Here is a 24,668-nt window from a genome sequence, read left to right on the forward strand (position 1 = left end):
GCGGCGTTGGTCCGCACGACATCCCTCACCCCGGAGTCGCGCTACACGAAACGCGGACGCCGCGCGTTGGCGCGGCCTCAAGGTGTTGCACATGCCTCGCATGGCAAAAGCCGCACGATCGCGGGCTCGGGTTTCCGTCAGCCGCCGACGATGGCGGGTGGCCAGCGCCCGCCAAGCCCCTACCAGCCGGCGGCCACGCGCCGGCGCAGTTGATGGACGGGTGATGCGTCCTGGCTGTCCCGGCCGATCTCGAAGCGCGACAGCAGCCCGTTCAACGCGTTGACCTCCGTGGACAGCTCGTTGCAGGCGGCAGTGGACTCCTCGACCATGGCCGCGTTCTGCTGCGTTCCTTTGTCGAGCGTATCGACGGCGATGTTGATCTCGCTGAGACCCGTCGCCTGCGAACGGGCCGTCGTCACGATCGAGGCGACATGCCGATTGACCTCGCCGACCTGCTCCACGATGCCCTTCAAGGCTTCGCCGGCCCGCCCCACGAGATCGACCCCCTCCACCACCTGGCTGCGGGAGGTCGAGATGAGATCCTTGATCTCCTTGGCGGCTTCCGCCGAGCGCTGGGCAAGGCCGCGCACCTCCTGCGCCACCACTGCGAAGCCGCGTCCCGCCTCGCCGGCGCGCGCCGCCTCGACGCCCGCGTTCAAGGCCAGAAGATTGGTCTGGAAGGCGATCTCGTCGATCACGCCGATGATGCGCCCGATCTTTTCGGAAGACTCCTCGATCCGCCCCATCGCGCCCACCGCCAGGGTGACGATCTCACCGGAGCGCTCAGCCTCCGTCTTCGTACGCGACACGAGTTCGCCCGCCTCGTCCGCGCGCCGGCTGGATTGACCGACGCCCGTGGTCAATTCGGCAAGTGCCGCCGAGGTTTCCTCGATGGCCGCTGCCTGCTGTTCCGTACGTCGCGCCAGATCGTCGGATGCGGAGCGGATCTGATCGGCGCCCGATTGAATCATGTCGGCGTTGCGGCGCACGGTCCGCATGGCATCGCGCAACGTCTCGATCGAGGCGTTGAAGCTCTGCCGGATGGGTTCGAGCGCCGGAATGAACGCGTCGTCGATGCGCGCTTCGAGGTTGCCGCGAGCCAGATGATCCAGCGCCGTGCCGAGGCGGCGGACCGCCGAAACGCGGGCGCTGACGTCGGTGGCGAATTTCGCCACCTTCACGACGCGGCCGTTGAGATCGAAGATCGGGTTGTAGGACGCCTGAATGAAGACCTCGCGCCCTCCCTTGCCGATGCGCAGGAACTCGTCGGCGACCAGCTCGCCCCCTTGCAGCTTCTTCCAGAAGGCTTGGTAATCTTCGGACTGCGCGAAGGCGGGCTCGACGAAAATCCTATGATGACGCCCGACGAGTTCGGAGGCGGGATAGCCGAGCGCATCCAGGAAGTTCTGGTTGGCACTCAGGATATTGCCCTCGGGCGTGAACTCGATCACCGCCTGCGCCCGGTCGATGGCGTCCATCTTGGCACCGTTCTCCAGTTCGCGCAGCTTCGTGGCCGTGATGTCGTTGGCGAACTTGACGATCCTGACCACCTTGCCCGACCGGTTGGAGATCGGGTTGTAGTTGCCCCGAATGAAGACCTCTTTCCCGTTCTTGCCGATCCGCTTGAACTCGTCGCACTCGAAATCGCCCGATCGCAGCTTGGCCCAGAACGCAGCGTATGCCGGCGAAGCGGCATAGGCCTCTTCGACGAACATCCGATGGTGCCGACCCACGATCTCCTCCGGCCGGTAGCCTAGAAGAGTGCAGAAGTTGGCATTCGCCCGCAGGATCGTCCCCTCGGGATCGAACTCGATGATCGCCATCGACTTGTCCAACGCGGACAGAACGAGCTCAGACTGCGACGCGCGAAATGTGAACATAGGGCATCGTCCGTAGGGTCAGGTGTCCGTGATCCCACTACTTGAACGAGAAGAGTTGAGGATTTCTTGGAAACCGAAAGGTTTCCGAGAAATTTCATATTGAACCGAAGCGATAGATTGTCGCATCGACGCGCGGCTCGACTACGATCCGGCCCTCGGCCCGGATATATCCCGCAGTGTTTCGACAAGTCGCAGGAGCCGTTCGATCCGCTTCGCCCTATGCGTCGGAGAACCTCCACCGAGCGAGAGGCGCTTCTTTCCAGCGGGTGCGCGCCCCCTTGAAGATCGGCTTGCCTCGCTGGGATCGATGCTTTCCAGCCGTGCGTTGATGTCGAAGCTTTGCGGCGCGCATGTCCCGTGCGCCCGCTATCTTTCCGGAGGCCGGGCCGAACCCGACGGGGTCGTGCGTAGTTCGCGGAGGTAGTCGTTGGCCGCCCTCGCCGCATCGAAATGGGCGGGGTCGAGGTCGGCGATCAGCATCGCCGCGCCGTCCGTCCCGGCGCAGGCCAGCGCCCTGCCGTCCGGAGCGGCGACGATCGACATTCCCTGATAGACGAACCTCCCATCCGCCCCGGACCAGTCGGCGTAGGCGACGAAGATGCCGTTCTCGAAGGCCCGCGTCGGCACGAGGCTTCGGGCGATGAAGCGTGCCCCCTCGCCGGCGGGAAGAGCAGTCGGGATGAGCACGAGGTCGGCGCCCGCGAGAGCCAGGGCTCGGACGGTCTCGGGAAACTCGACGTCGAAGCAGACGAGAAGACCGATCCGCAGCCCCGCCACCATCACCAGCGGCGAAGCCTGCGTGCCGACGCGGAACAGATCCCGCTCGTAATCGCCATAAAGGAAGCGCTTGGCGTAGACGACCGGCTCCTCGGCCGGGCGACAGAGAACGGCTGTGTTGTGCAAGCGGCCGCCTAGCATCATCGGCATGCCGAGCGCGACGGATGTGCCGGTTTCGTCCGAAAGCGCTCTGAGGTACGCGAGCGTTTCCCGGGCTCGCTCGCCCTGTGTGCGGATCGCCTCCGCGCCCGCGCCGTATCCCGGTATGGCAAGTTCGGGCAGGAGCACGAGATCGGCCCCTCCGTCCGCCGCGACGCGCACCCGCCGCTCGATCCCGGCCAGGCCCTGCCCCCCGCCGGCAGCTTCGGCGGCGTCGAGCTGGAACAGGGTCAGTCTCACCCGCGCCGCTCCCATGCGCCCAGAAGCTTCGGCAGGTCGCCGAACCGGGCGATCAGGCCGAAGACGATCGTCGCGAGTCCGACGAAGAGGATCGAGATCGAGGCCATGACGGGCGTGTAGCCGTAGCGCAGGGCGTTGAAGATCTTGATCGGCACGGTCTCCACCGTGAAGCCGACCGTCATGTAGGCGATGAGATATTCGTTGAGCGACAGGACAAAGGCGAAGGCGAAACCGGAGACGAGATAGGGGCGGATCATCGGCAGGACGATCGTGCGCCGGATCGTCGCCTCGTTCGCGCCCATCGTGCGCGCAGCCTCGACGATCTCGCGATCGATCACGGAGAAGCCCAGCGTCAGCGTCACCAGCGGCAGGCTGGTGAAGAAGACGGCATGGCTTACCACCACCGTGAAGGGCGAGCCGTAGAAGCCGACCGTCGACCAGAACGCGAGCGCGCCGAGCGCGGTGATCACCGGCGGCAGCACGAAGGGCGAGATGCCGAGAAGCTGCACGAGGCGCCCGAGCGCGGTGACGCGCCGCCACAGCGCATAGGCGATGGGAAGCGCGATCAAGACCGCCAGCGCGGCTGCGAGCACGGCGATGGCGACGGATGCGAAAAGCGCGTTGCGCCAGCCGGGATCGGTGAAGATCGCACCGTACCAACGGAGCGAGACGCCTTGCGGCGGGAAGACGAGGCTCTGCTGGGCGTTCACCGAAACGCCGGCAATGATCGCGACCGGTGCCGCCAGGAACAAAGCCACGAGCACGAAAAGGAAACGCCCGGCAAGACGGTTCACGATGCGACCTCCCTTCGGCCCCGGCCGAACAGCGCCGTCAGCGCGACGAAGAGGAGGCTGGTCAGGACGAGAAACACGGCCATCGCGGCGGCGAACGGCATGTTGGACTGGTAGATCGCCTGGTCGGTGATCAGAACGGACAGGGTCCAGTGCTGCGGGCGGCCGAGGAGCTGCGGGAGAAGATAAGAGCCGAGCGCGAACACGAAGACGACCACGAAAGTGGCCGCGAGCGTGCTGCGCAAGGCGGGCAGGATCACGGTCAGGAAGGCACGGATCGGCGAGGCGCCCAGCGTTTCCGCCGCCTCGCCGAGCGCCGGATCGAGCCGCGAGAAGGACGGGTAGAGCACGAGGACGCAGTAGGGAAACGCCTGGTAGGACATGCCGAGAAGAACGGCCGCAAAGCTCGGCGTCAGCGCCGTGGGCGCGCCCATCAGGCCGAGCGCGACGAGAAGGTTGGTCACCCCCGCCGTGCGGCTGAGCAGCGTCGACCAGGAAAATCCGATGATCACCTCGGACAGCGAGAGGATGGCCAGAAGCGCCACCAGCCAAGGCACCTGGCGAGAACGCGGCAGGCGCGACAGGAGGTAGGTGAAGGGCGCGCCGACAAGAAGGCAAAGCGCGGCGACCAGCGCGGACAGCCCCAGCGAGAACAGGAGAATCTGCCCGAAGAACAGGCTGAGGAAGCGCGCGTAGTTCGCCCCCGTCAGGACCGGCTCGTAGAAGCCGCCCTGGACACGCTGGAAGAAGGAAACGGCGATCATCAGCCCGAAGGGCACGACGAAGAAGGCGGCGAGCATCGCGCCGGGAAAGGCGAGCGCCGCCGGGGTGGCGCCCTCGCTAGACCCTGGTTTCGCCCCGCTCATGCGGTGCCGCCTTCGAAGACGATCGCAGCGCCCGGCTTCACACTGGCCGACACGCGTGCGCCCGGCGGCGGGGCAGCCGTCCTCGCCTCGCAATGGGCGATGATGCGGGCGTCGCCGCATTTCAGATAGATTTCCACGGCCGAGCCCATGTCGCGCACGAATTCGACCTCGCCCGCGATCGGCCCCTCCCCTTCGGGCGCGATGACGACGTCTTCCGGCCGGATCGAAACCAGCGCCTCGCCGGCCGGCAGTTCGATGCCGGGCACCACGCCGCCGGCGATCAGCGCGCCGCCGCTCGCGCGCCGTGCCGGCAGGAGGTTCGTCAGGCCGAGGAAGTCGGCGACGAAGGGTGTCGCAGGCCGGCGGTAGACTTCGATCGGCCGATCCATCTGGAGGACCCGGCCGGCCTGCATGACCACGACGCGATCGGCCATGGTCATCGCCTCGCGCTGGTCGTGCGTGACCACGACCGTGGTGATGCCGAGACGCTGCTGGAGGAGGCGCAGTTCCACCTGCATCGCCTCGCGCAGCTTGGCGTCGAGCGCCGAAAGCGGCTCGTCCAGAAGAAAGAGGCGCGGCGCGACGGCGAGCGCGCGGGCGATCGCCACCCGCTGGCGCTGACCGCCGGAAAGCTGCGTGATCGCACGCCCTTCGACCCCGGGCAGGCGCACGAGATCCAGGAGCTCGCGCACGCGCGCCTCGACACTCGCCCGGTTCTGCCCACGGATGCGCAAGGGGTAGGCGATGTTGTCGCCGACGCTGAGATGGGGAAACAGCGCCAGCGACTGGAACACCATCCCGAAGCCGCGCCGGTGGACCGGCACGTTGGTAATCGTCTCGCTGCCGAAGCGGATCTCACCGGCGGTCGGCGCTTCCAGCCCGGCCACCATACGCATGAGCGTGGTCTTGCCGCATCCCGAAGGCCCGAGGAGACAGACGAACGTCCCCTCGGGAATGGTCAGGTCGACGGCCTCCACGGCCGTGGCCGCGCCATAGCGCTTGGTGACGCCCTCAAGAACGAGCGCGGTCATGGATCATGGGTTCCCTTCGGGGTCGGCGATATCGGCGGGTGACGGAACGGCCGGAAGAGTTCAGCCGACGATGAGCTCGGTCCACTTCTGGTTCAGCCAGTCGGCCTTGGAAACGTAGAGATCGTAGCGCGGCACGATCGGCGCGGCACTGGACGAGACGGCGGCGAACTCGGCGTCGGTCAAGTCGAGAAGCGGACGGGCGATCACCGGCGCGGTGCCGACCTTGCGCGCCAGCAGCGCCTGGGTCGCGGGCTGCGTCATGTAGTTGATGAATTCGTGCGCGACGTCGAGTTTGGCGGAAGCCTTGGTCACCGCCCAGCAGCCCGAATCCGAAATCCCGCCTTCCTTGGGGAAGGTCGAGCGCACGGGCGAGCCCTTCGAGGCGGCCAGGCCCGTGACGTCGTGGTAATACTGGCCCATCGGGATTTCGCCCGATTTGAGCGCCTGCTCGAACTGCGCCTCGTCGCGGTACCAGAGCTGGACGTTCGGCTTCAGCTCGGCGAGCTTGTCCATCACCTTGAGAATGCCCTCTTCGGTATCGAGGACCTGCGTGCCGCCGAAATAGGTCGAGGCCGTCACTTCCAGCAGGAACGAGTTCGACACCAGCGCGAGAAGGCCGAGCTTGCCCGCGTTCGCCGGATCCCAGAAGGCCGCCCAGCTTTCGGGCGCCTGCGGATAGGCCTCGGTGTTGGTGACGAGGTTGATGTACCACGCGACGGCCCCGACGCCCGCGACCCGCTCGTCGGGATAGCGCACCAGGAACGGGGGCAGGATGTCGCCCGCGCGCTCGATGCTGGCGAGATCGAGAGGCGCCCAAAGGTCCGTGGACAAGCCCTTGCGCATGGCGACCTGGCTGACCATGGAAACGTCGGCGGGCGCCACGCCGGCGCGCGCGGCCTGCTCGAGCTGGACCAGCCAGGCTTCGCCGGTGGGCTCGGCGATGCTTTCCACCGTGATGCCGGTCGCCTGCGTGAAGGCGGGAAAGACGTTGGTGTCGAAGCTTTCCTTGAAGTAGCCGCCGTAGACGCCGACCTTGAGCGAACGCTCCTGGGCGCGCAGGATGCCGGGCATGGCGAGCGTGGCCCCCGCTGCGGCCGCGCCGATCAGCACCGAGCGGCGCGTCGGATTTCCAAGCACTGTCGTCATGTCGATGTCTCCGTTCGGTGGCTCAAGGCTGGGTGGGACGGATGGCGGGCGAGAATGGCACGAGGCTGAGGATCTCGAACAGCATCTGCGCGCCGGCATGCGCGGTGTTGGTGGTGGCGTCGTATTGCGGGGCGACCTCGACCAGATCGCCGCCCGCGATGCGGATGCCCTTCAGACCGCGAAGGATGGCCTGCGCCTCGCGCGAGGTGAGACCACCGATCTCGGGTGTCCCGGTGCCCGGCGCGAAGGCCGGATCCAGGCTGTCGATGTCGAAGGAAACGTAGACGGGGGCATCCCCGACCACCTCGCGCGCCATCTGGACGATGCGCGCGACGCCAAGATCCGTGATCTCCTCCGCGTGGATCACCGTCATGCCCGAGGCCGCCGAGAACTCCCAAAGATATTCCGAGGAGCCCCGGATGCCGATCTGGATGGTGCGTCGGGGGTCGAGCACTCCGTCGAGCACGGCCTGACGGAAGGGTCCCCCATGGTGGAACTTGCAGCCGTCGAAGGGACCACTCGTGTCGCAATGAGCATCGATATGGATCATCGCGACAGGCCGGTCGCGCCCTACCGCCCGCAGGATCGGCAGCGAGATCGAGTGGTCGCCGCCGACCGACAGCGGCACGACGCCGGCCGAAACGATCCGGGCGAGCGTCGCCTCGATGTCGGCGTGCGAGCTTTCGAGGTCGAACCGCGAACGAAACGGCACGTCACCGATGTCCGCGACGCGCAGGTCGAGGGTCGGCATGGTCTTCAGGACGTGGTTGTAGGGTCCGACGCGCTCGATCGTGCGCAACGCGCGCGGTCCGAAGCGACTGCCGTTCCGGTTCGTGACGCCGAGATCCATCGGCACGCCGAGAAGGGCGACGTCGAGGTCCGACAGGTCGGGAGCGGACCAGTCCACCGGGCGGTGCGGCGCGTCGAGCAGCGTCGGCATGCCCGCAAAGGGAGCCACGCGCGTACCCTTCGGGTCGAAGAGGCGCGAGGCGACGGCGGCGAAGCCCTCGTCGTAGATCGCTCGTTCGTTGTCGCCGCCGAAGCGGGCGCGTAGGGCGTCGAGTTCGTCGCTCATGCTTGCGGTTCCAGTGTTGGGGATGGTGCCGCGCCGCCCAGACCGATGGCGAGACGGCGTGCGATCTCGGCGATGAGCGGAACGGTGACGTTCGCGAAGGCGATCCGCAGGAACGAGGCCTGACCCGGCCCGAAGAAGCTGCCGGGCAGGACGACGATTCCCAGCTCGCGCGCCAGCCGGGCGGCGATCTCTTCCGACGCGCTCTCGCCGAAGGGATGGCGGACATAGGCGAAGTAGGCGCCGAGCTGCCGGATCTCCCAGCCCGGCAGGGCAGCGAAGGCCGCTCGAAAGGCATGGGCGCGCGTTTCGATCTCGCGGGCGCTCGCCGCGCGAAAATCGCCGAGCGCCTCGATCGCCCAAGGAAGAGCTGCCTGCGCCGGGCGGGGCGCGCAAATCTGGACGCAGTCGATGACCTTCTCGATCTCGGCGATGGTCCGCTCGCCCGCGATCATCGCACCGACGCGATGCCCGGGGATCGCATAGGACTTGGAGAACGAATACAGGGCGACGAGATGGTCCTCCGCCTCGCCCCGATCGAAGAGGGAATGCGGCCTCGCACCTTCGGGCAGGAAGTCGCGATAGGTTTCGTCGAGCACCAACACGACGCCACGCCGCACGCAAAGATCCAAGATCTCGGACAGGAGCGCGGGCGGATAGATGGCGCCCGTCGGGTTGTTGGGCGAAACGAGGACCACGGCCCGCACGCTCTCGTCGATCGCCGCGTCGAGCGCGCCGGGATCGGGCAGGAAGCCCGCGGCCGAGTCGAGGGCGAAGGGGCGCGGCTCGATGCCGAGCATTTCCAGCGTCATGACGTGGTTGAAGTACCAGGGCGTCGGCAGGATCACGGCCTCGCCCGGCTCCGCCAGGGCGATCATCGCGGCGAAGAAGGCCTGGTTGCAGCCGCTGGTGATGGCGACCTGCGCGGCGTCGATCGTGGCGGCATAGCGCTGCGACACATGCGCGGCATAGGCCGAGCGCAGGGCCGGGTCCCCCAGGATGTTCCCGTAGCGCGCGGCCTGGAGATCGGCGCCGGCCTGCCCGAGCCGCTCGGCGAACTCGGCCGGCGGCGCATGGTTGGGAACGGCTTGGCTGCAGTCGATGGCAGGCCCATGGCGACCGTCGTAGTCCGAGACCCAGCGCGCGGCCTGCGTAATCGGCGGAACCGAAACCCTTGCGAGGCGCGAGGAGAGGGTCAAGACATCCCCCCGGAAATGGTCATCCGCAAATGGAGACGATCAGGCTGCATGAGAAACGATCACACCCGGTTGATGCCGTATCTCTAACCATAGGAACAGTCTCGACGCCCCAGCCATAGGACTTTATCAAAGCTTACCTTGACGATCCTCCAGCTAAGGCGCCGATCGATGCGTGTCTCGGGAAGTGACTTGCGTCTCCTGCAGGTCTTTGACGCCGTGGTTCGGGGCGGCGGGTATGTGGCTGCGGAAGCCGAACTCAACATCGGGCAGTCCACCATCAGCAACCACATGACGGCGCTGGAGGAACGGCTGGGCTTTTCGCTCTGCCAGCGCGGGCGAAGCGGCTTCCGCCTGACCGAGCGCGGTCATGCCGTGCACGAGGCATCACGCCGCCTCGGCCATGCGCTGCAGGAGTTCTCGGCCGACATCGCAGCCCTCAAGGGCGAACTTCGCGGCGAGTTGCGCATCGCCCTTCTCGACTGCGTCGCGGACGATCCTTCGAACCGGCTTGCCGAAACGGTGGCCGAGTTCGGGCGGATCGCACCGGACGTGCGTGTGGTTCTGGTCCAGGAGCGGCCCCAGGATATCCAGCCGAAGGTGGCCGAAGGCATCTACCACTGCGGCATCGGCAGTCATCGCTCGCGCGTCGATGGGATCGACTACCGGCTGCTCTACGAGGAGCGGCACGGTCTGTATTGCGGTGAAGGCCATCCCTTCTTCGCGCGAGCCGACGCCGACTTCACCGACGCGGTGCTGGAGGATCTGCCCTATGTCCATCGCGGCTACTGGCGCGAGGAGGACGGCATGCGCCACATCCGCTGGCGCATCGAGGCGACCGTCCAGCAGATCGAGCCCGAACTGATTCTGATCCGATCGGGGCGCTACATCGGCTTCCTGCCCCATCACACGGCGCATGCCGAGGTCGAAGCCGGCCGCATGCGGCCCATCCGGCCGGACGACATCGGCTATATCTGTCAGTTCGAGCTGTATACGCCCCGTTCGGGGCGCGGCGGCGACGTCCTTTCGGCGTTTCTCGAGGCCGTCCGCCGAAGCTGGCATGAAGCGGAAGCGCGCTCCCCGACCCAAAGGACCCCCATGCGCTCCCGGACGTTGCGACCCTAGGCTCAGGGTCTACGGGTTCGACCTGCACGGTCCGATTCCAGGCGCCAACGCGTGAACCGGATTGGGGCGCCCTCTCCTTTGAGGTATCGAACGAGCAGAGGGGGGCCTGCGGCGGTCCTTGCCATAAGGGGACGGAAGGCCATGGGTCGATGAAACTCAGGGTTCCGAGCGGAACCGAACTCATCGATCGCAACGATCTGCGGTTTCGAGATGCGCCGAGAGATCGTGGACCCGCGAAGACGCTCGGCCATCGCCGGAGACTGGAAAGACGTCCTCGTCCCCATGGTGCAAGGGCTGGCGATAGCCGTTGCCGAGTGGAAGACGATCGTGTTCGATGCGATCGACCTGAGGGCACACGGCAGGGCATCGAGCGTTGCGGCCCGGGGGATGGCTTGGATGCCTAGTCGGTCGCATCGAGGGTGGCTTGAACACCAAGGTCCGTGCCGTGGTCGATGCGAACGGCGGCCCCTTGAGCCTCTTCTACCGGTAGGGAGCTACGAACGATAAGAAGCCCGCCCCGGATCGCTCCCGGGCGGGCTTCCCCATCAGTCGGTTCAGTTGGCAGGCGCGGCGGTCTCGCCCGCGCTGTTGCCGGGCACCGGCGAAGCCGGCGTGGTGGGAACAGGCGCCGCATCGGAACCGACCACGACGGTCGAGGCCGCATCAACGGGCATCGTCGAATCAATGCCGGAGTTGTTGCCCGGCACCGGCACCTTGCTCGTGGCCTCCGCCGTCGAGGCGACCGGCGCATCGCCACTCGTCACCACTTCGCTTGCGGCCGCTGCGGGGACGGTGGAATCAATGCCGGAGTTGTTGCCGGGGACCGGGACTGTGCTGGCGCTTTCAGGTGTCGCTACCGACGGCGCGGTTTGCGCCGAGGCCGCGCCATTCGCCAATGTGAATACGGTCATCGCGGCTAGGATCGTCGACTTCATTACGGGAATCTCCTTTGATCTCGCAGATGAAGTTTCGGCTGCGAACGGAGTTCCAGTCGTGTGGCAGATAATTCGACACGATTGAGGGAGCGGCACGTGATAGGCGTGGCGACCGACATCGTTCGAGCGATCTCGACAACGAAAGCCGAACGATTTTAGCTTTCCACAACCCCGAAAGGCGAACCCTCCCCTATGGACGGAGCTTGCCTGCCGACCGGGCGGCTTCCGCACCGTCCGCTCGGGCCCATTGGATCGTTGCCGGTTCATCCACCCACGAAAAAGGGCCGGACGTTGATGTCCGACCCTTCGAAAACGTCGTGAAGACTGACGTCAGAGCTTGCGGTGCGCGGCGTCCGAAAGATTGTCAGCCCCCCGCTTCACGGCTGCCTTCGCGTCGCCCACCGTCTGCTGGGCTTCGCCCTTCAGCTCCTGCGCCGCACCTTCGGCCTGCAGACGATCGTTGCCCACCGCCTTGCCGACACCCTGCTTGATGTTACCGACGGCTTCGTTGGCAAGGCCCGAAGCTTTGTCCGCCGTGCTACCCATGCTCTCATCTCCTACGACATGTTTCTGTCGGACACGCGCCGACAGATGTTCCATGTCCGAAACGTCACAGGCGTCATTTGGTTCGTCGGGGTCGAGGAAATGAAACGAGGCTTGTTTGGATCCGGAACCCGGCGGTCGTGACCGAAGGCCCCGACAACGCGATTGCGAAACTCGGAGACGAGACGGATATTCCCACGGGCATCCGCGGGTTTCGAATGCCGCCGAACTACAGTTCCCGCAACATCGGCCAGAAATGAGAATACCAGCTTTCGCGGGTGACGCGGCCCGACGTCTGCGCTAGGGCATGCATCGCCACTCCGCTCCGCGTGCGGTTCGAACAATTGTCAACGTTCCCGGTCGCCGCGATGCCTGATCTATCAGCACAGCCCTCCTCTTCCGACCGCATCGACGCCCTTCGCCGCAGTGGCCTTCTCAATCGCTCGGCGAAGGACGAGTTCGGTCACCTGACCAACCTCGTGCGAGATGTGCTCGGCGTCCCGGTCGCCATCGTCACGCTGGTGGACGAGGATCGGCAGGTCTTCGCGGGACATAGCGGTCTGCCCGAGCCTTGGAGCGAACGCGGCGAAACGCCCATGACGCATTCCTTCTGCCAGCATGTCGTGGACCGCAACGCTCCGCTGATCACGCCGGACGCCCGCCTCGATCCACTTCTGCGTGGCAACATGGCGATCGAGGATATCGGCGTCGTGGCCTATCTCGGCGTACCGCTATCCCTTCCCGATGGCGAGGTCGTCGGCGCACTGGCCGCGATCGACAGCCAACCCCGCGTTTGGACGGAGGATGATGTCAGGCGCCTTCGCCTAATGGCTCACACCGTGGAAAAGGAGATGGCGGTCCGCATCTCCGAAAGCCGGTGGCGGACCCTGTTCGAAAGCCTGCATGAAGGCTTCGTTCTGGGGCGTGTCGTGCGCGACGAAAGCGGCGCTGTGGTCGACTGGCGCTACGAGGAAGTCAACGACGCCTGGCACGATCTCGTCGGCGTGTCTCGCGGAACGGCGCTGGGACGAACCATTCGGGAGATATTTCCCGGCGTCGAGGACGAATGGATCAACGAGTTCGCCCGCGTCGTAGAAACACGGGAGCCGGTGCGCTTCACCCGTCAGGTCGGCTCGCTCGGGCGCTGGTATGACGGTGCGGCGCAGGCGATTGGCGGCGATCGCTTCACGGTGATCTTCATCGAGGTGACGGAGCGCATCAAGCGCGACCGGCGCCAGGCAGCTTTGATGACCCTCGGCGACGAGTTGCGTGGTCGCTCCAACCTGGAAACCATCGTGACGGCGGCGGCCCGCTGCCTTGCCGATGGTCTGGACGTCGATCGCACGGGCTCGGGCATCGTGGATCTGCGCAACGACACCGTCGATGTTCGATCCGACTGGTGCGAGCCCGGAATACGAAGCCTTGCCGGCCTGCACACCTTCGAATCGTTCGGTTCCTGTATCAACGAGCTGAAACGCGACGAGATCGTCGCCATCGACGACGTCCATACCGATGGGCGAACGAGCAGCCGATCGGTCGCGTTCGACGATATCCAAGTGCGCTCTCTTCTGGACCTTCCCATCAGCTTCGACGCGCATCTGCACGCCATCGTATTTGCGCATTCGCGCACCCTCCACATCTGGACGGACGGGGAGTTGCAGTTCGTGCAGCAGGTCGGCGACCGGGTGCGAGTGGCGCTGGCGCGGCAACAGATCGAGGACGCTCAGCGTCTTCTCACCCAGGAGATGGCCCATCGAATGAAGAATTCGCTGGCCATGGTGCAGGCCATCGCCACCCAGACGCTGCGTCAGGCCCGGACCATGGACGAAGGACGGGAAGCCATCGCCAGCCGCCTGTCGGCCTTGGCTCGAGCCCAGGACATCCTGACGCAAACGAGCTTTGCCGGCGCGAACACGAGCGACGTCGTGGAGGCGGCCATCGCCCCGCATCGGCTGCCGGGCAACCGCACCACCCTTCATGGCCCAGACATCGATCTGACGGCGCAGCAGGCACTGGGGCTTTCGCTCGCGATCCATGAACTCGCCACGAACGCCGCCAAATACGGCGCCTTCTCGAACGAGACGGGTTGCGTCGCCATCTCCTGGAGCAACACGGAGGGGACCTTCCAGTTCGTCTGGATCGAAACCGGCGGCCCACCCGTTTGCCCTCCGAAGCAACGCGGATTCGGATCCAAGCTGATCGAGCGTATCGTCGCCGCCTATTTCGACGGCGACGGTCGATTGGACTTCGATCCCGCCGGACTTCGCTTCACGCTGACGGGCGCGCCCGGCCAACTCTTTCGAAACTCGCAGGGCTGAAGCGCATACCCATGGCCCAATCCTTCGATCCCGCCCGCTATGCCGTTCTGGTCGTAGAAGACGATGCGCTTGTTCGTGCCGAAGCTGTCGACCTTTGCGAGGAAGCCGGCTTCGTCACCTACGAGGCTCGCAATGCCGAGCAGGCGATCCGGCAACTCGAGCGCCATTCCGACATTCGGGTTCTGTTCACCGACGTCGAAATGCCCGGCACGATGGATGGCCTGAACCTGGCCCGCGCCGTGCGGGATCGTTGGCCGCCGGTGACGATCATCGTGACGTCCGGCCGGGTCCAAGTCGGCAAGGACGACATGCCGGAGAACGGGCTGTTCTTCGCCAAGCCCTATCCTCCCAGAAGCATCATCAAGGCGCTGAACGACATCGCCGCGCAGATCCAGGAGTAAGCGTCGAGCCGTCGTTACAGGTCCTGGCACGCACTCCGACGCGAGAGCATCGCAACGAATCATATGGATTTGCGGGCCCCATTCTACTGGCGGCACCTTATAAATCCGCACCGGGTGGGCGTGCCAAAGCTGCAGCACGTTGGTGAAAGAAGGTTCGCGGTTCTCTGGTTGCGACGCCAGCGAGCGTGAGTGGATAACCCCGCACAACGACAAGACGGTATGGGAAAGGCTTACGTGTCGCTCCGAAAGTAGCGATAACTTTCGATAGTTTAGATCAAATTAAGTGGCGGAGAGGGAGGGATACTCCGCCACATTCCAAATTAGCCATTTGAAACAGGCCGTTAGCGCCCAGAGAGACCGCAGGGTTTCGAAGGGGGCTACAGACACCGTAATCCGGAGGTCTCGGGCTTGTCCAGAACCATCACCGGGAGCGGCGCGTCTGCCGCTTCCGATGATGGAGCGGACGGGTTCGCGTCGGTCTCCTCACAGCATGTCACGGTCGGCGGTGAGGTTGGCGCAACGCGCAGGTCCGGCCGGCATTCGCCCGTTCCCGCCCGCGAGCGCCACCGGCACGACGAGGTACTGTTCGGCCGCTTGAAGAGCTCGGGTTCACCCATGCGACGCGGTCGGCAGATCGTTCTCGTGGACCAGGAGGTCGAGGTCGGAAGGGCGTTCCCCCTGTCGTCCTTGCCCGCGCACATAGTCTTCTCCGGAACCGCCGCCCGGCGTGCCGGCGCCATCGCTCTGTCGTTCGACGCGTTCCTGGAGGAACGACCGCAGCCTATGGCTCGGCAGTGGGTCCTACGGCCTAGTATAGGTCCGGTCCGCCCAGACGAGTTACACGACGCCATCCGTCACCTGTCGGCCTCGTACGACGACGCGATGAAGGGGCTGACGGCTTCGGGGCGCGTCTCGCCGCTCCTTGCCAGTCTGCACCTCCGATGGATGGACGAGGTCCAGGCCTTCGACATCCATATGCACTGTGTGTGGAGCTGTCAGACCAGGGATGTCGCCGGCATCCAGGCGTTCCTCGCCCAGCTCCGGATCAGTCTGGCACGCCGAGGAGACGGCCCGTAACCCCGGCGCCGTGGTCAACTACGACTTGTCCGGTGTGCTCGACCACGCCGACCTCCTGTCCTGGCCGCCCGACGCGCTGCTTGCCGTGTCGAGCCTCCAGCGAGTGCGCTTCCACCGCCCGGCCGGAGCGTTCGCCGCGTTTCGAGCAGACCTTACGACGCAAGGTGTCAGGCTGCGACGGGGAGGCCATGGCATCGAGCGCGTTCCGATCGTGCGTCGTCCAGCACGTCAGGACGACGCGGACGCGACCTCCATGCCGGAGCGTGGGACGTTTCGTGGCCTTCGACACGTCCGTCTCGATGGTCGCCGCCGACTGTGTGCGGTTCACATCCTGACGGACATGGACCCTGGTGACGCAGAGAACGACTCGGAACGTCCGGATTCATCGGAGGGGACGATCATCCCGTTCTCTGTCAGGTATACGAATCCCACTTTAACTCCCCGTCTCGTCGATCAAACCGACCCGTCGTCGATGGACCACGATGCCGAGGAGGAGGACGCGGCAACCAGGCCCGAAGAACTAGATGGTGATCCCGTTCCCGAGATCGATGCGAGCCGATCTGAAACGCTCGTTCGCGACACCCAAGCGGAAGGGGACGCCGCCGATGCACCAGCCCTGGTGAGCCGACGAGGGCGGTGCGTCTGCGGGATGTGGGCGGACTGGTGGGTGCTTCTGCGGGTCCGTCTCATCGCAACCCTACTCGTGATCCGCATAGCCTGGGGCGCTCTGTGGGCCTTCTGGGAGCCTTCGGAACGATCGACTTTGCCGAAGAGGTTGATCTGCCGGCTTTCCTCCTCCGGGCCTCGTCACTACCGCCTATCGTCGTTCAACGACCACCGTACGATCAAGCGTCGACGCCTTCATCCTCCGATCCGCGCTGATCCCCGGTCCTGAATGGGTCATGAGAAGAGGCACACGGTGAACGGCGAGGAGCGCGTTGACCGATGCCCGCAGGACCGAACAGTTGGAAACTGATCCGCGATCACGAGGCTCACTACGGCGCCATGAGGGCGCGCTACGCCTCGTGATCGCTTCCGCATGTGTGATGCCGACCGCCATACCACCACGCCTTCTGCGTGCCGATGAGGTGCTCTACCATCGGTCAGCGGACCGGCTTCGAGTCCGAACTCGCTTCCAGCCGACGTGATGACCTTCAGCACGCCTTCATGCTGCCAACGCTACATTCGCCTTACCTTCTCGGGCGTGCGCCGATCGCGATCTCAGTTCGCAGCGGCGACAGCGTAGCAGGTGTAGGCCACGCGTTTGATCGCCGCACACGCCGTGTCGGCCGACGCCTTCGACGCGAAACCCGTGAAGCGTGCTCGGTAGAGGGTGCGATCTCCGTCACGTAGCTCCTGGGCGACGGGCTGAGACGCTCCCAGCACCGACGCGGCGAGGCGTGCCTGAACCTCCGAGAGGATGTGGCGGGCCGTCGCCTGCGACGGCGTGGCCGCGATCTGAACATCCCAAGTGTCCGACATCGAGCGGGACGCGACGAGCGACGAATGGACCGAGGCTGTCGGCATGCTCGCCGGACGCTGGAGTTCGGTTCCCGACATGGCCTTCATTGTCGGAACGGGCAGTTGGGCGGGCTTGGCACGGGGCTCCTCGGACAGCGCCTGCAGGATGGCGGCGCGCACGGAGTCCTGCGACGATCCCTTGTTCGGATCCACCACGACCTCGTCCCTGGAACGGCTCCCGAACGCCTGTGCGATCCGGCTCTCGACAAGATCGGGCTTGGCGGTCGGATAGGGAACGGCGGCGGGCAGAGAGGCCGCGTGAGAGCGCACTGCGGGGCCTTTGAACGTTGGCCGGAGAGATGCCATGAGGGGGCCGGATCGTCGCGTGCTGGCCTTCGGCAGATATGCCTGGACCAAGCTGCCGACATAATCGTCGCGGGAGCGCGCCGTACGGCCTCCGAACACGACGATCAACAGTCGCTTGCCTTCCGAACTCACCGAGGTCGCGATGTTGAAGCCGGAGGCGTTGGTGTAGCCGGTCTTGATTCCGTCGAAGATCGCGCTGCGCTTCAGAAGGTTGTTGTGCGTCGGGATGGTGGTGCCGCGAAACGAGAAGGACTTGATCTGGAAGTAGGCGTAGCGTTCGGGGAAATGCTCCCGGAGGGCCATGGCGAGCCTGGCGATGTCCGTCGCGGTCGAGACGTTGCCGGGGTTCGGAAGACCGTGGGCGTTCGCGAAGGTCGTGCGCGACATGCCAAGCTGGCGGGCCTTGGCCGTCATCATCTCGGCGAACCGGGCTTCGGTGCCCCCGAGTTGCTCCGCGATCACCACCGCCGCGTCGTTGGCCGACCGGGTGATGAGGGCCGGGATTGCCTCCTTCACCAGAAGGCTCGAGCCGACCTTCAGGCCGAGCTTGGTGGGCGGTCGCGCCGCTGCGTAGGCGGAAACCTTCATCGGCGTGTCGAGTGTCAGGGCGCCGGTCTCCAGTGCCTCGAACACGAGATAGAGCGTCATCATCTTGGTCAGCGAGGCTGGGAAGCGCTGCGTATCGGCCTCCCTCGACAGGAGGACCTCGCCGGTGTTCGCATCCATGACCAAGGTCGATCCGACATTGGCGGCCTTGGCCGGGGCAGCCATCAGGATCGACGCCGCCATCAGCACGAAGCCTGCGACCGACATCCCAAGGACGGACCGGTCTCCACGGCTCCGCTCGCAACCCCACCCAACCATCATCGCGAACGTTCCTACTTCGCCCGATGCGTCATGCAGGCGGGCGCCCGATCCGTATGGCTGTGGTAAGCCGGTGACAGTCGTTAGGATTGGTCAGGAACCCATAACATCCTGTTAAGCAGTATGCCTAACGGGCGGCGGCAGCGATCATGCCGAGCAGTTCGATGAAGCGGCTGGTTCGCACGCCTTTCGGGTTCTGCCTCGGATCAACGGTCTGCACCACGACGAGCCGTTTGGACGGAACGATGGCGACGGCCTGTCCGCCGTAACCGGATGCCAAGGTGGCCCCTTGGCCGAACGTGTCCGGGTTCAAGGTCCACCAGAGGTAGCCGTAGCCCATGCTGCCCCGGTCCGTCTGCGAATAAGCGGCGGTGGACGCCTTCACCCAGCTCACGGGAACGATCTGGGCCCCGTTCCATCGTCCGCCTTCCAGATAGAGCTGACCGAAGCGGGCTGCATCGCGGGCACTGAGCCGGAACGGATAGGCCGCATGGTCGGAGACGGGGGCGGACACGTAGCGCCCATTTCGGGCCGAGAAGTCCTCCATGCCGATCGGGACGGCGATCCGCCGCTCGAAGCTGCGGAAGATGTCTTCGCCGGTCTTCTGCCTGTAGATCGTGCCGAGCGCGTTGAAGTCCCAGTTGTTGTACCACCAGAAGGTGCCGGGAGCATGGCTGCCCCGCTTCGGCCGGTTGCGGCGCATCTCGCCGGTCTCGTGGGAGGCCGGATGATAAATGCCTGATCGCGCCATCAGGAGGTCGCGCACCGTGGCCTGCTTCTCCGCGTCGGTCAGCGCGGGCGCCTTGTCGTCGATCTCAAGCTCGGCGAGGGTACTGTCAAGATTGATCCGCCCGTCTGACACCGCGATGCCGTAGAGCGCGCTTAGCAGACTCTTACGCACCGAGGCGAGATCGACCTTTCGGGACACGTCGCCCCAGGCTGCGATCACGTGGCCGCCCTGCACCACCATCACGGAGGTCGGCTTCAGTTTGGCTGCATACGCATGGGCGGCTTCCAGTCTCTCGACGGACCATCCGACCGATGCAGGATCGACGGTCTGCCAGGGCCGTGCATTCGCGGTACCGGTCGCGATGACCACGACCAACGCGATGCACAGACCGACGGCACTGGTGACGGTCCGCTTCGTGGACGAAACCAGCAACCCTCGCGCATGTGCGATCACATCGTCTCTCAAGCGTGCCCCCCTGTTCGGAGTTGTTGTATCGGGGCTTGGCGGCATATCCATGTCAGGGCTATCCCTCACCCTATTACGGAAGAAGGCTCCGTTTTCAGACGGTCGTCTCCCAATGATGGATGTTCGCCGTTTCCACCTAACTTCTCTCGGCTAATCCGGTTCAATTTGGGTGTGCCTTTTCGGAACCACACGACGGTTAGTTCAGGAAACCCCTTTCACCCAACCTAACTGAACCGCTATGGTATGAACCATCCTAACGGAACCGATGGGTCATGCTCGCACGCCTCTACCTTCGCGCTTCGACCGATGAGCAGGACGCCGAGCGCGCCCGCGCCGACCTGGAGGCCTTCGCCGAAGATCATGGTCTCCGCGTCGCCGGAACCTATGTCGAGAATGACAGCTGCGCGAAGCTCGCTCGTCCCGAGTTGTTCAGGCTCCTTCGCGACAGTCGCCCTGGCGACGTTCTCGTGATCGAGCAGGTCGACCGTCTATCCCGCCTGACCGCGCAGGACTGGCAGAAGCTTCGGGCCGAACTGGACACGAGGCAAGTCCGCGTCGTCGCACTCGACCTCCCGACATCCTGGATGCTGACAGCGCCTTCCGACGAGTTCACGGGACGCATGTTCCAGGCGATCAACGGAATGATGCTGGACGTTCTGGCAGCCGTCGCCCGCAAGGACTACGACGACCGCCGACGCAGACAAGCACAGGGGCAGGCGAAGGCGAAAGCGGAGGGACGCTACAAGGGCCGCCCTGAGGACGCCAAGCGCAACGCTGGCATCGCGACGATGCTTCGGGCTGGTTCCTCGTGGACCCAGGTGCAGGGGGCGTTTGGGTGCTCCCGGGCGACGGTGGCGAAGATCGCGAAGCGACAGGCGGCGAACGTCCGTTCTGTGGCACAGGGCGATTGTTGAATTCCAGGAGTGCGGGCATCCTGGGCGATGCCAGCCATGCGCCATGTGGCGCAACTGGCCAGGGGGCTTGCGCCCCCGTGGACCCCCTTCCAGAGTCCTCCATGAAGACTTCCGACGCGACGATCCGCTTCCGCTCTCGCCCCGACGACCGGCGCCTCTACGAGCAGGCCGCCGGCCGCGCCGACCTGCGCCTGTCGGCCTGGGTGCGCCGGGCCTGCCGCAACGCCGCCACGGGTCAGACCGTCGACATCGACACGCGCCGCGACCTCGTGCGCCTGCGCATGTCGCTGAACCGCTTGGCGACCCTGTCCACCGCTCTTCCACCGGACGGCGAGGCGGCGGTCACGATCCGCGAGATGCGGGCCGTTCTCGACCGGCGCATCGGACGGGCGGGTCCATGATCGTCAAGAGCGTCCGCATCCCCGCCGACGAGGCCCTATCGCGCATCCGGGACCACCTTCTCCGGGGACCGGAGAACGTGGCGGTGCGCGTTCTACGGGGCTGCGAGGCGGACCTTGCGGACTTCCGCCGAATGGCCCAAGCCAAGGGGGCGACATACGCGATCCGGCACTTCATCGTCGCGCCCCAGATCGCCATGACGACCGAGGCGTACCTCGGCGTCGTCGACGACCTCGCTCGCGAGTTCGGCTTCGACCCTGCCGTGTGCGTCGTGCTGCTGCATGAGAAGCCGCGCTGCGTCGAGGCGAGCCCGACGCATCTGCATGTCCTCGTGCCCGAGGTCGATGCAGTGTCGGGCGGCATCCTCGACGACTCGCACGACTGGCTCCGGCACGAGAAGCTCGCCCGGATTGTGGAGTGGCGTCACGGGCACCCGCTGCTTGAGGGCGAGCACCTGGCGGCGGTCCTGCGCCATCTGGAACGGGAAGGCCACTTGGACCTGTGCCGGGCCCTGCGCGAGGCCTACCCGCAGGCGTCCGGCGGTCGGGAAGCCTTCACCAGCCAGAACGCCGCCAGGACGAAGCGGATGGCAGGCCTGGATCTTGCCCGCCTCAAGCAGTCGGGCCAAGCCGCCTGGCGTGCCGACCCGACACCCGAGGGCCTGGCGGGCTGGATCGCCTCGGAAGGGCTGACCGTCTCCCCCGGCGACCAGCCGCGCACCCTTGTCCTACGCAAGAACAGCCTTCACATCGCCTCGCTCAATCGCCTTCTCGCCCTACCCAAAGGGCAGACCTTCGAGGACCTCCGCCATGTCCCAGACCTCGTCGCCGCGCACCGCGCAGCCTGCGAACGCCCAGACCCCGAACGCCGCGACCCTGATCCTCGCCGAGACCCGTGCGGTCCGGCGGCTGATGGAGGAGGCGTTCTTGACCCCGGAGCCGTCGCAGGAGCCGGGCACGGGGCAGGAGGCAGACCCAGTGTCGGCGATCCTCGACGTGCAGGCGGCGATCCTACGAGCCCTGGAGGACATACGGGGGAGCCTCCAGGCCCTGCACCTGCGCCTCGACCGCTCGACCCGTCCCGCATCCGGCGACGCACGCTAGCGGCACGCCTGAGGCTCGGAGCGGCGGCGGAAACCCTCGACCGTCTGGCCTCGGTCCGCGAGGCCGCCAGCCGTGTCGCCCTGACGGCGGGCGAGGCGTGCCGGCGGTGGATCGCGGACGGCCTTGCCGCGATCGAGGCCGAGCGGGCGCGCCTCACCGGCCCGGATGACCATCTCGACGCCGAGACCGAGCGGCTGGCGCATCGTGCGCGCATGATGAAGGCGGCGCACGGGGGGTGCGAGAGCGACCTCGCCAGGGCGAAGGCCCGCATGGCCGACGTCGAACGGGTGGCGGCGGCCCGTGCCCGGTGGGGCTGGCTCGCTCCCAGGCCCGATCCCGACGCGCACCGGAAGGCCAAGGCGGACCTGGACGCGGCGCAGCTCCGGTTCGACAACGCGGTCACGATGGACCGGGACGCTGCCGGGGCCGAGGCCCGCGAGCGGGGGCGCGTGGTGCGCCTGCGCAAGGACGCCAAGGCCAGCCTGCCGGACGAGCTCGCCGCCCTGGACCGCCGGGCCGAGGCCTTGCGCACGTTCGGCCATCTCGTCGCCGCCGAGCCGCAGATCGCCTACGGGGGCGTGCCGGCCTTCGAGGCCTGGATTGCGGTGAAGCCTGTCGAAGGCGGACCGGCTCCGTCGTCGCCTGTGCGGTCGCCGCCTGTGACGTTGCCGGACGACGCGAGGCTGACCATCGTCGCGCCGGGTTCCGTCCGCTAGGCCAGCACCTCCTCCTGCCGTCCACTCGTCACCTGCCGTCCCTTGGCCCCCGGTCGCCCCTTCTTAGGCCCCGGCGCCTTTGGACGCCTTCCACCCTTGGGACGTCGCGCTGCCAGGGCGTCGAAGTCGAGGCCGGTGAACCCACCGAAGTCCAACTCCGCAGGCACTGGAAGGGTGCGCAACTCGTTCGCCTCCGCAGGCGAGAAGACAGCGGCATACTTCTCGTGGATGTCGGGCGCCTCGTGGCCGACCTGAAGCCGCTTCAGCCTCGCCTCGATCTTCAGGTCAAAGTCGAGGGCGATCCGCGTGCTACGAAGCGAATGGAACGTCTCCAGGTTGGCCCCGTCGAGCCCGGCCGAGCGGAACAGGCGGCCCATGCGCTTCTGCGCCGCGTCCGCCGGGTCCGCGCAGCCCGCCAGATGCTCGAACAGCCAGCCGGTCCGCTTCCGCTGCATCCAGTCGATCAGACCGACCTCCTCGAACACCTTGTGGAGAACGAAGGGGCGCAGGCTCGGCTTGGTCTTGAACGGAACGCGAACCGTCTTGCCATCCACGACCATGGTGGGCGTCGGGCAGATCATCCACACGCCATGGATCTGCTTATGCCATTCGTGCCGGATGAACGTCAGGAGCCCCTCGCGCCGGCCGGTCATCAGCGCCAGGAGGGGCAGGAGCTTGTCGGCCAGGACGTCCGCAGCGCGGCACTCGGCGAACACGCTGCCTACCTGAGGCATCGTCAGGGGATTTCTTTCGCGCTTGGACCTAGCCCGCTCTGGAATCTTGATGGTCTTGCCCGACAAGGGGTCGGCCACGTCCGCCTCGTCGCATCCGTGCCGGATGATCGACCGGACCCTGTCGAGATAGGTCCCCTCGATCGTGGTCTGCGCCAGACCGTCGGCATCGACCTTGCGTTGGGTGGCAACGTGCGCCCGCAGGTCGGACACCGTCGCGTCGGCGTTCTTCTTCAGGAAGTTCGCTTCCACGAAGCTCAGGTCGTTGACGTAGGCCTGGACCTCCTTGCGCGTGTACCGGTCGACCGGCTTGTCGCCCACCAGCGCGACGAAGACCTCGGACACACGCCGGATGGTCCCAAGGTCCGGATGGTCCGCCCGCTTCGTCGACTGGATGTGCTCGATGAGCGAGCGCGTGGCGTCCGAGAAGAGGGCGCCTGCCTTCGTCGGGGCGTGCTGCGCCTCCAGAAGGGCTGTTTGCCGTGCGTTCTCAGCCCGCATGGCTTTCATCTCGGCCCAGATAAGGTCGAACTGCCGGTTCTGGTCGGGCGTCGCCTCCTCTTTCGGAGGGAAGCCAAAGACCTCGCGGGCATGACGATCGCTCGATAGACTGAGACGCAGCGACCGCTCGACGGAGTCACCCATCATCGCCGTCAGGGCGCCCGTTCCCGTTGCCCGGTCGAAGCCGAGACCAGCGAAGCCGTCGAAGACCTTATCGCGGACCTCCGCGCCAATGTCCTCACCCAGGTCCCCGTCCAGGAGAAAGTTCATGCCGGCGAGAGACGGCATGACCAACGCCATCCTCTGGCCCTCGGTCATGGCGGCGAGAAGACGATCGACTTGCTCGTCCTCCGGCAGGCGTGGGTCGAGGGCTTGTGCCACCTGTGCGCATGTCTCGGGCGTCATGGGCGTGCGCCGTTGCCGGAAGAGTTGCCGTAGGAATCCCGCATAGACATCCGCCTTCGCCTGTGCCGCGATCCAACCGATGGGACCGAGGCGAACCCGAATCGGGCTCAAGACGTATTTTGCCCTCAGGCGCTGTGGGACGCGAATCTGGAAGAGGTAGACGTCACCGCGACGGGTGAGAAAGCGCGTCCGCACGTGTACGATCCGGTGTACATGCGGTATCGTGTGGCACAAACGGCTTGCGATTCGGGCGTTTGGAATGTGGCGGAGAGGGAGGGATTTGAACCCCCGATACCCTTGCGAGTATGCCGCATTTCGAGTGCGGTGCATTCAACCACTCTGCCACCTCTCCGTCCGAGGTCGATCTTGCGATCGATGAAGCATACGCTGTCGAGCGTGGTCGGCGCCCTGCGGCGCGAGGGCTCTCTAGCAAAGGAACGGGGCGTTTTGCGCGCA

Annotated in this window: 20 protein-coding genes and 1 tRNA gene; 7 read left to right on the forward strand and 14 right to left on the reverse strand. The window is 66.0% G+C overall.

The window, feature by feature from the left end; all coding sequences use genetic code 11:
* Positions 1 to 179 precede the first annotated feature (179 nt).
* The 8 genes from H7A85_RS10765 to H7A85_RS10800 form a co-directional block, all read right to left on the reverse strand.
* Entirely contained in the window at positions 180 to 1,880 is a 1,701-nt protein-coding gene (locus tag H7A85_RS10765) for a PAS domain-containing methyl-accepting chemotaxis protein (RefSeq protein ID WP_182085940.1), read from the reverse strand.
* 366 nt (positions 1,881 to 2,246) lie between these two features.
* A complete protein-coding gene (locus H7A85_RS10770) occupies positions 2,247 to 3,056 on the reverse strand; it encodes a nitrilase-related carbon-nitrogen hydrolase (protein WP_182085941.1) in 810 nt (269 codons plus the stop codon).
* Positions 3,053 to 3,850 carry an ABC transporter permease gene (locus H7A85_RS10775; RefSeq protein WP_182085942.1) on the reverse strand — a complete coding sequence of 266 codons (798 nt, stop codon included), beginning with the start codon at positions 3,848 to 3,850 and terminating at the stop codon, positions 3,053 to 3,055. The genes H7A85_RS10770 and H7A85_RS10775 overlap by 4 nt, the downstream gene beginning before the upstream one ends.
* Positions 3,847 to 4,713 carry an ABC transporter permease gene (locus tag H7A85_RS10780; RefSeq protein WP_182085943.1) on the reverse strand — a complete coding sequence of 289 codons (867 nt, stop codon included), beginning with the start codon at positions 4,711 to 4,713 and terminating at the stop codon, positions 3,847 to 3,849. The genes H7A85_RS10775 and H7A85_RS10780 overlap by 4 nt, the downstream gene beginning before the upstream one ends.
* The gene (locus H7A85_RS10785) at positions 4,710 to 5,744 is read right to left on the reverse strand and encodes an ABC transporter ATP-binding protein (protein ID WP_182085944.1); all 1,035 of its coding nucleotides are present in this window, start codon (positions 5,742 to 5,744) and stop codon (positions 4,710 to 4,712) included. The genes H7A85_RS10780 and H7A85_RS10785 overlap by 4 nt, the downstream gene beginning before the upstream one ends.
* 60 nt (positions 5,745 to 5,804) lie before the next feature.
* Complete coding sequence (locus H7A85_RS10790; RefSeq protein ID WP_182086109.1) at positions 5,805 to 6,881, reverse strand: extracellular solute-binding protein; 1,077 nt, start codon at positions 6,879 to 6,881, stop codon at positions 5,805 to 5,807.
* Positions 6,882 to 6,912: 31 nt separating this feature from the next.
* Entirely contained in the window at positions 6,913 to 7,965 is a 1,053-nt protein-coding gene (speB, locus tag H7A85_RS10795; RefSeq protein ID WP_182085945.1) for an agmatinase, read from the reverse strand.
* On the reverse strand, positions 7,962 to 9,161 hold the full coding sequence (locus H7A85_RS10800) for an aminotransferase (protein ID WP_182085946.1): 1,200 nt from the start codon (positions 9,159 to 9,161) through the stop codon (positions 7,962 to 7,964). The genes speB and H7A85_RS10800 overlap by 4 nt, the downstream gene beginning before the upstream one ends.
* 189 nt (positions 9,162 to 9,350) lie before the next feature.
* Between H7A85_RS10800 and H7A85_RS10805 the strand changes: the two genes are divergently transcribed.
* Positions 9,351 to 10,283 (forward strand): LysR family transcriptional regulator, encoded by a 933-nt coding sequence (locus H7A85_RS10805; protein ID WP_244631114.1) that lies wholly within the window; start codon positions 9,351 to 9,353, stop codon positions 10,281 to 10,283.
* 554 nt (positions 10,284 to 10,837) lie between these two features.
* On the opposite strand, the gene H7A85_RS10810 is transcribed toward H7A85_RS10805, so the two are convergent.
* On the reverse strand, positions 10,838 to 11,218 hold the full coding sequence (locus H7A85_RS10810; protein ID WP_182085948.1) for a hypothetical protein: 381 nt from the start codon (positions 11,216 to 11,218) through the stop codon (positions 10,838 to 10,840).
* A gap of 330 nt (positions 11,219 to 11,548) precedes the next feature.
* The gene (locus H7A85_RS10815; protein ID WP_182085949.1) at positions 11,549 to 11,764 is read right to left on the reverse strand and encodes a CsbD family protein; all 216 of its coding nucleotides are present in this window, start codon (positions 11,762 to 11,764) and stop codon (positions 11,549 to 11,551) included.
* Positions 11,765 to 12,129: 365 nt separating this feature from the next.
* On the opposite strand from H7A85_RS10815, the gene H7A85_RS10820 reads away from it, so the two are divergent.
* The 3 genes from H7A85_RS10820 (at position 12,130) to H7A85_RS10830 (ending at position 15,557) form a co-directional block, all read left to right on the forward strand.
* Positions 12,130 to 14,079 (forward strand): GAF domain-containing protein, encoded by a 1,950-nt coding sequence (locus H7A85_RS10820; protein ID WP_182085950.1) that lies wholly within the window; start codon positions 12,130 to 12,132, stop codon positions 14,077 to 14,079.
* 11 nt (positions 14,080 to 14,090) lie between these two features.
* Positions 14,091 to 14,480 carry a response regulator gene (locus tag H7A85_RS10825; RefSeq protein WP_182085951.1) on the forward strand — a complete coding sequence of 130 codons (390 nt, stop codon included), beginning with the start codon at positions 14,091 to 14,093 and terminating at the stop codon, positions 14,478 to 14,480.
* Between the two features lie 615 nt (positions 14,481 to 15,095).
* Entirely contained in the window at positions 15,096 to 15,557 is a 462-nt protein-coding gene (locus tag H7A85_RS10830) for a hypothetical protein (RefSeq protein WP_182085952.1), read from the forward strand.
* A gap of 1,221 nt (positions 15,558 to 16,778) precedes the next feature.
* Here the strand turns inward: H7A85_RS10830 and H7A85_RS10835 are convergent.
* Positions 16,779 to 18,197 carry a D-alanyl-D-alanine carboxypeptidase gene (locus H7A85_RS10835; protein ID WP_182085953.1) on the reverse strand — a complete coding sequence of 473 codons (1,419 nt, stop codon included), beginning with the start codon at positions 18,195 to 18,197 and terminating at the stop codon, positions 16,779 to 16,781.
* Between the two features lie 178 nt (positions 18,198 to 18,375).
* Positions 18,376 to 19,443 (reverse strand): serine hydrolase, encoded by a 1,068-nt coding sequence (locus H7A85_RS10840; RefSeq protein WP_244631115.1) that lies wholly within the window; start codon positions 19,441 to 19,443, stop codon positions 18,376 to 18,378.
* A gap of 272 nt (positions 19,444 to 19,715) precedes the next feature.
* Between H7A85_RS10840 and H7A85_RS10845 the strand changes: the two genes are divergently transcribed.
* From H7A85_RS10845 to H7A85_RS10855, 3 genes are all read left to right on the forward strand, one after another.
* Positions 19,716 to 20,357 (forward strand): recombinase family protein, encoded by a 642-nt coding sequence (locus tag H7A85_RS10845; RefSeq protein ID WP_182085954.1) that lies wholly within the window; start codon positions 19,716 to 19,718, stop codon positions 20,355 to 20,357.
* A 101-nt stretch (positions 20,358 to 20,458) separates the two neighbouring features.
* Complete coding sequence (locus tag H7A85_RS10850) at positions 20,459 to 20,758, forward strand: hypothetical protein (RefSeq protein ID WP_182085955.1); 300 nt, start codon at positions 20,459 to 20,461, stop codon at positions 20,756 to 20,758.
* Positions 20,755 to 22,575, forward strand: coding sequence for a hypothetical protein (locus H7A85_RS10855; RefSeq protein ID WP_182085956.1), 1,821 nt, complete (start codon positions 20,755 to 20,757; stop codon positions 22,573 to 22,575). Before H7A85_RS10850 ends, H7A85_RS10855 begins: the two co-directional genes overlap by 4 nt.
* Here the strand turns inward: H7A85_RS10855 and H7A85_RS10860 are convergent.
* Positions 22,572 to 24,188, reverse strand: a complete 1,617-nt coding sequence (locus tag H7A85_RS10860; RefSeq protein WP_182085957.1) for a hypothetical protein — start codon at positions 24,186 to 24,188, stop codon at positions 22,572 to 22,574. The two genes, H7A85_RS10855 and H7A85_RS10860, sit on opposite strands and share 4 nt — an antisense overlap.
* A 286-nt stretch (positions 24,189 to 24,474) precedes the next feature.
* Positions 24,475 to 24,564: transfer RNA gene (locus H7A85_RS10865), tRNA-Ser, on the reverse strand.
* Positions 24,565 to 24,668 lie beyond the last annotated feature (104 nt).

It is taken from the genome of Aureimonas sp. ME7, assembly GCF_903970965.1.
In the GTDB taxonomy this organism is placed as follows: domain Bacteria; phylum Pseudomonadota; class Alphaproteobacteria; order Rhizobiales; family Rhizobiaceae; genus Aureimonas.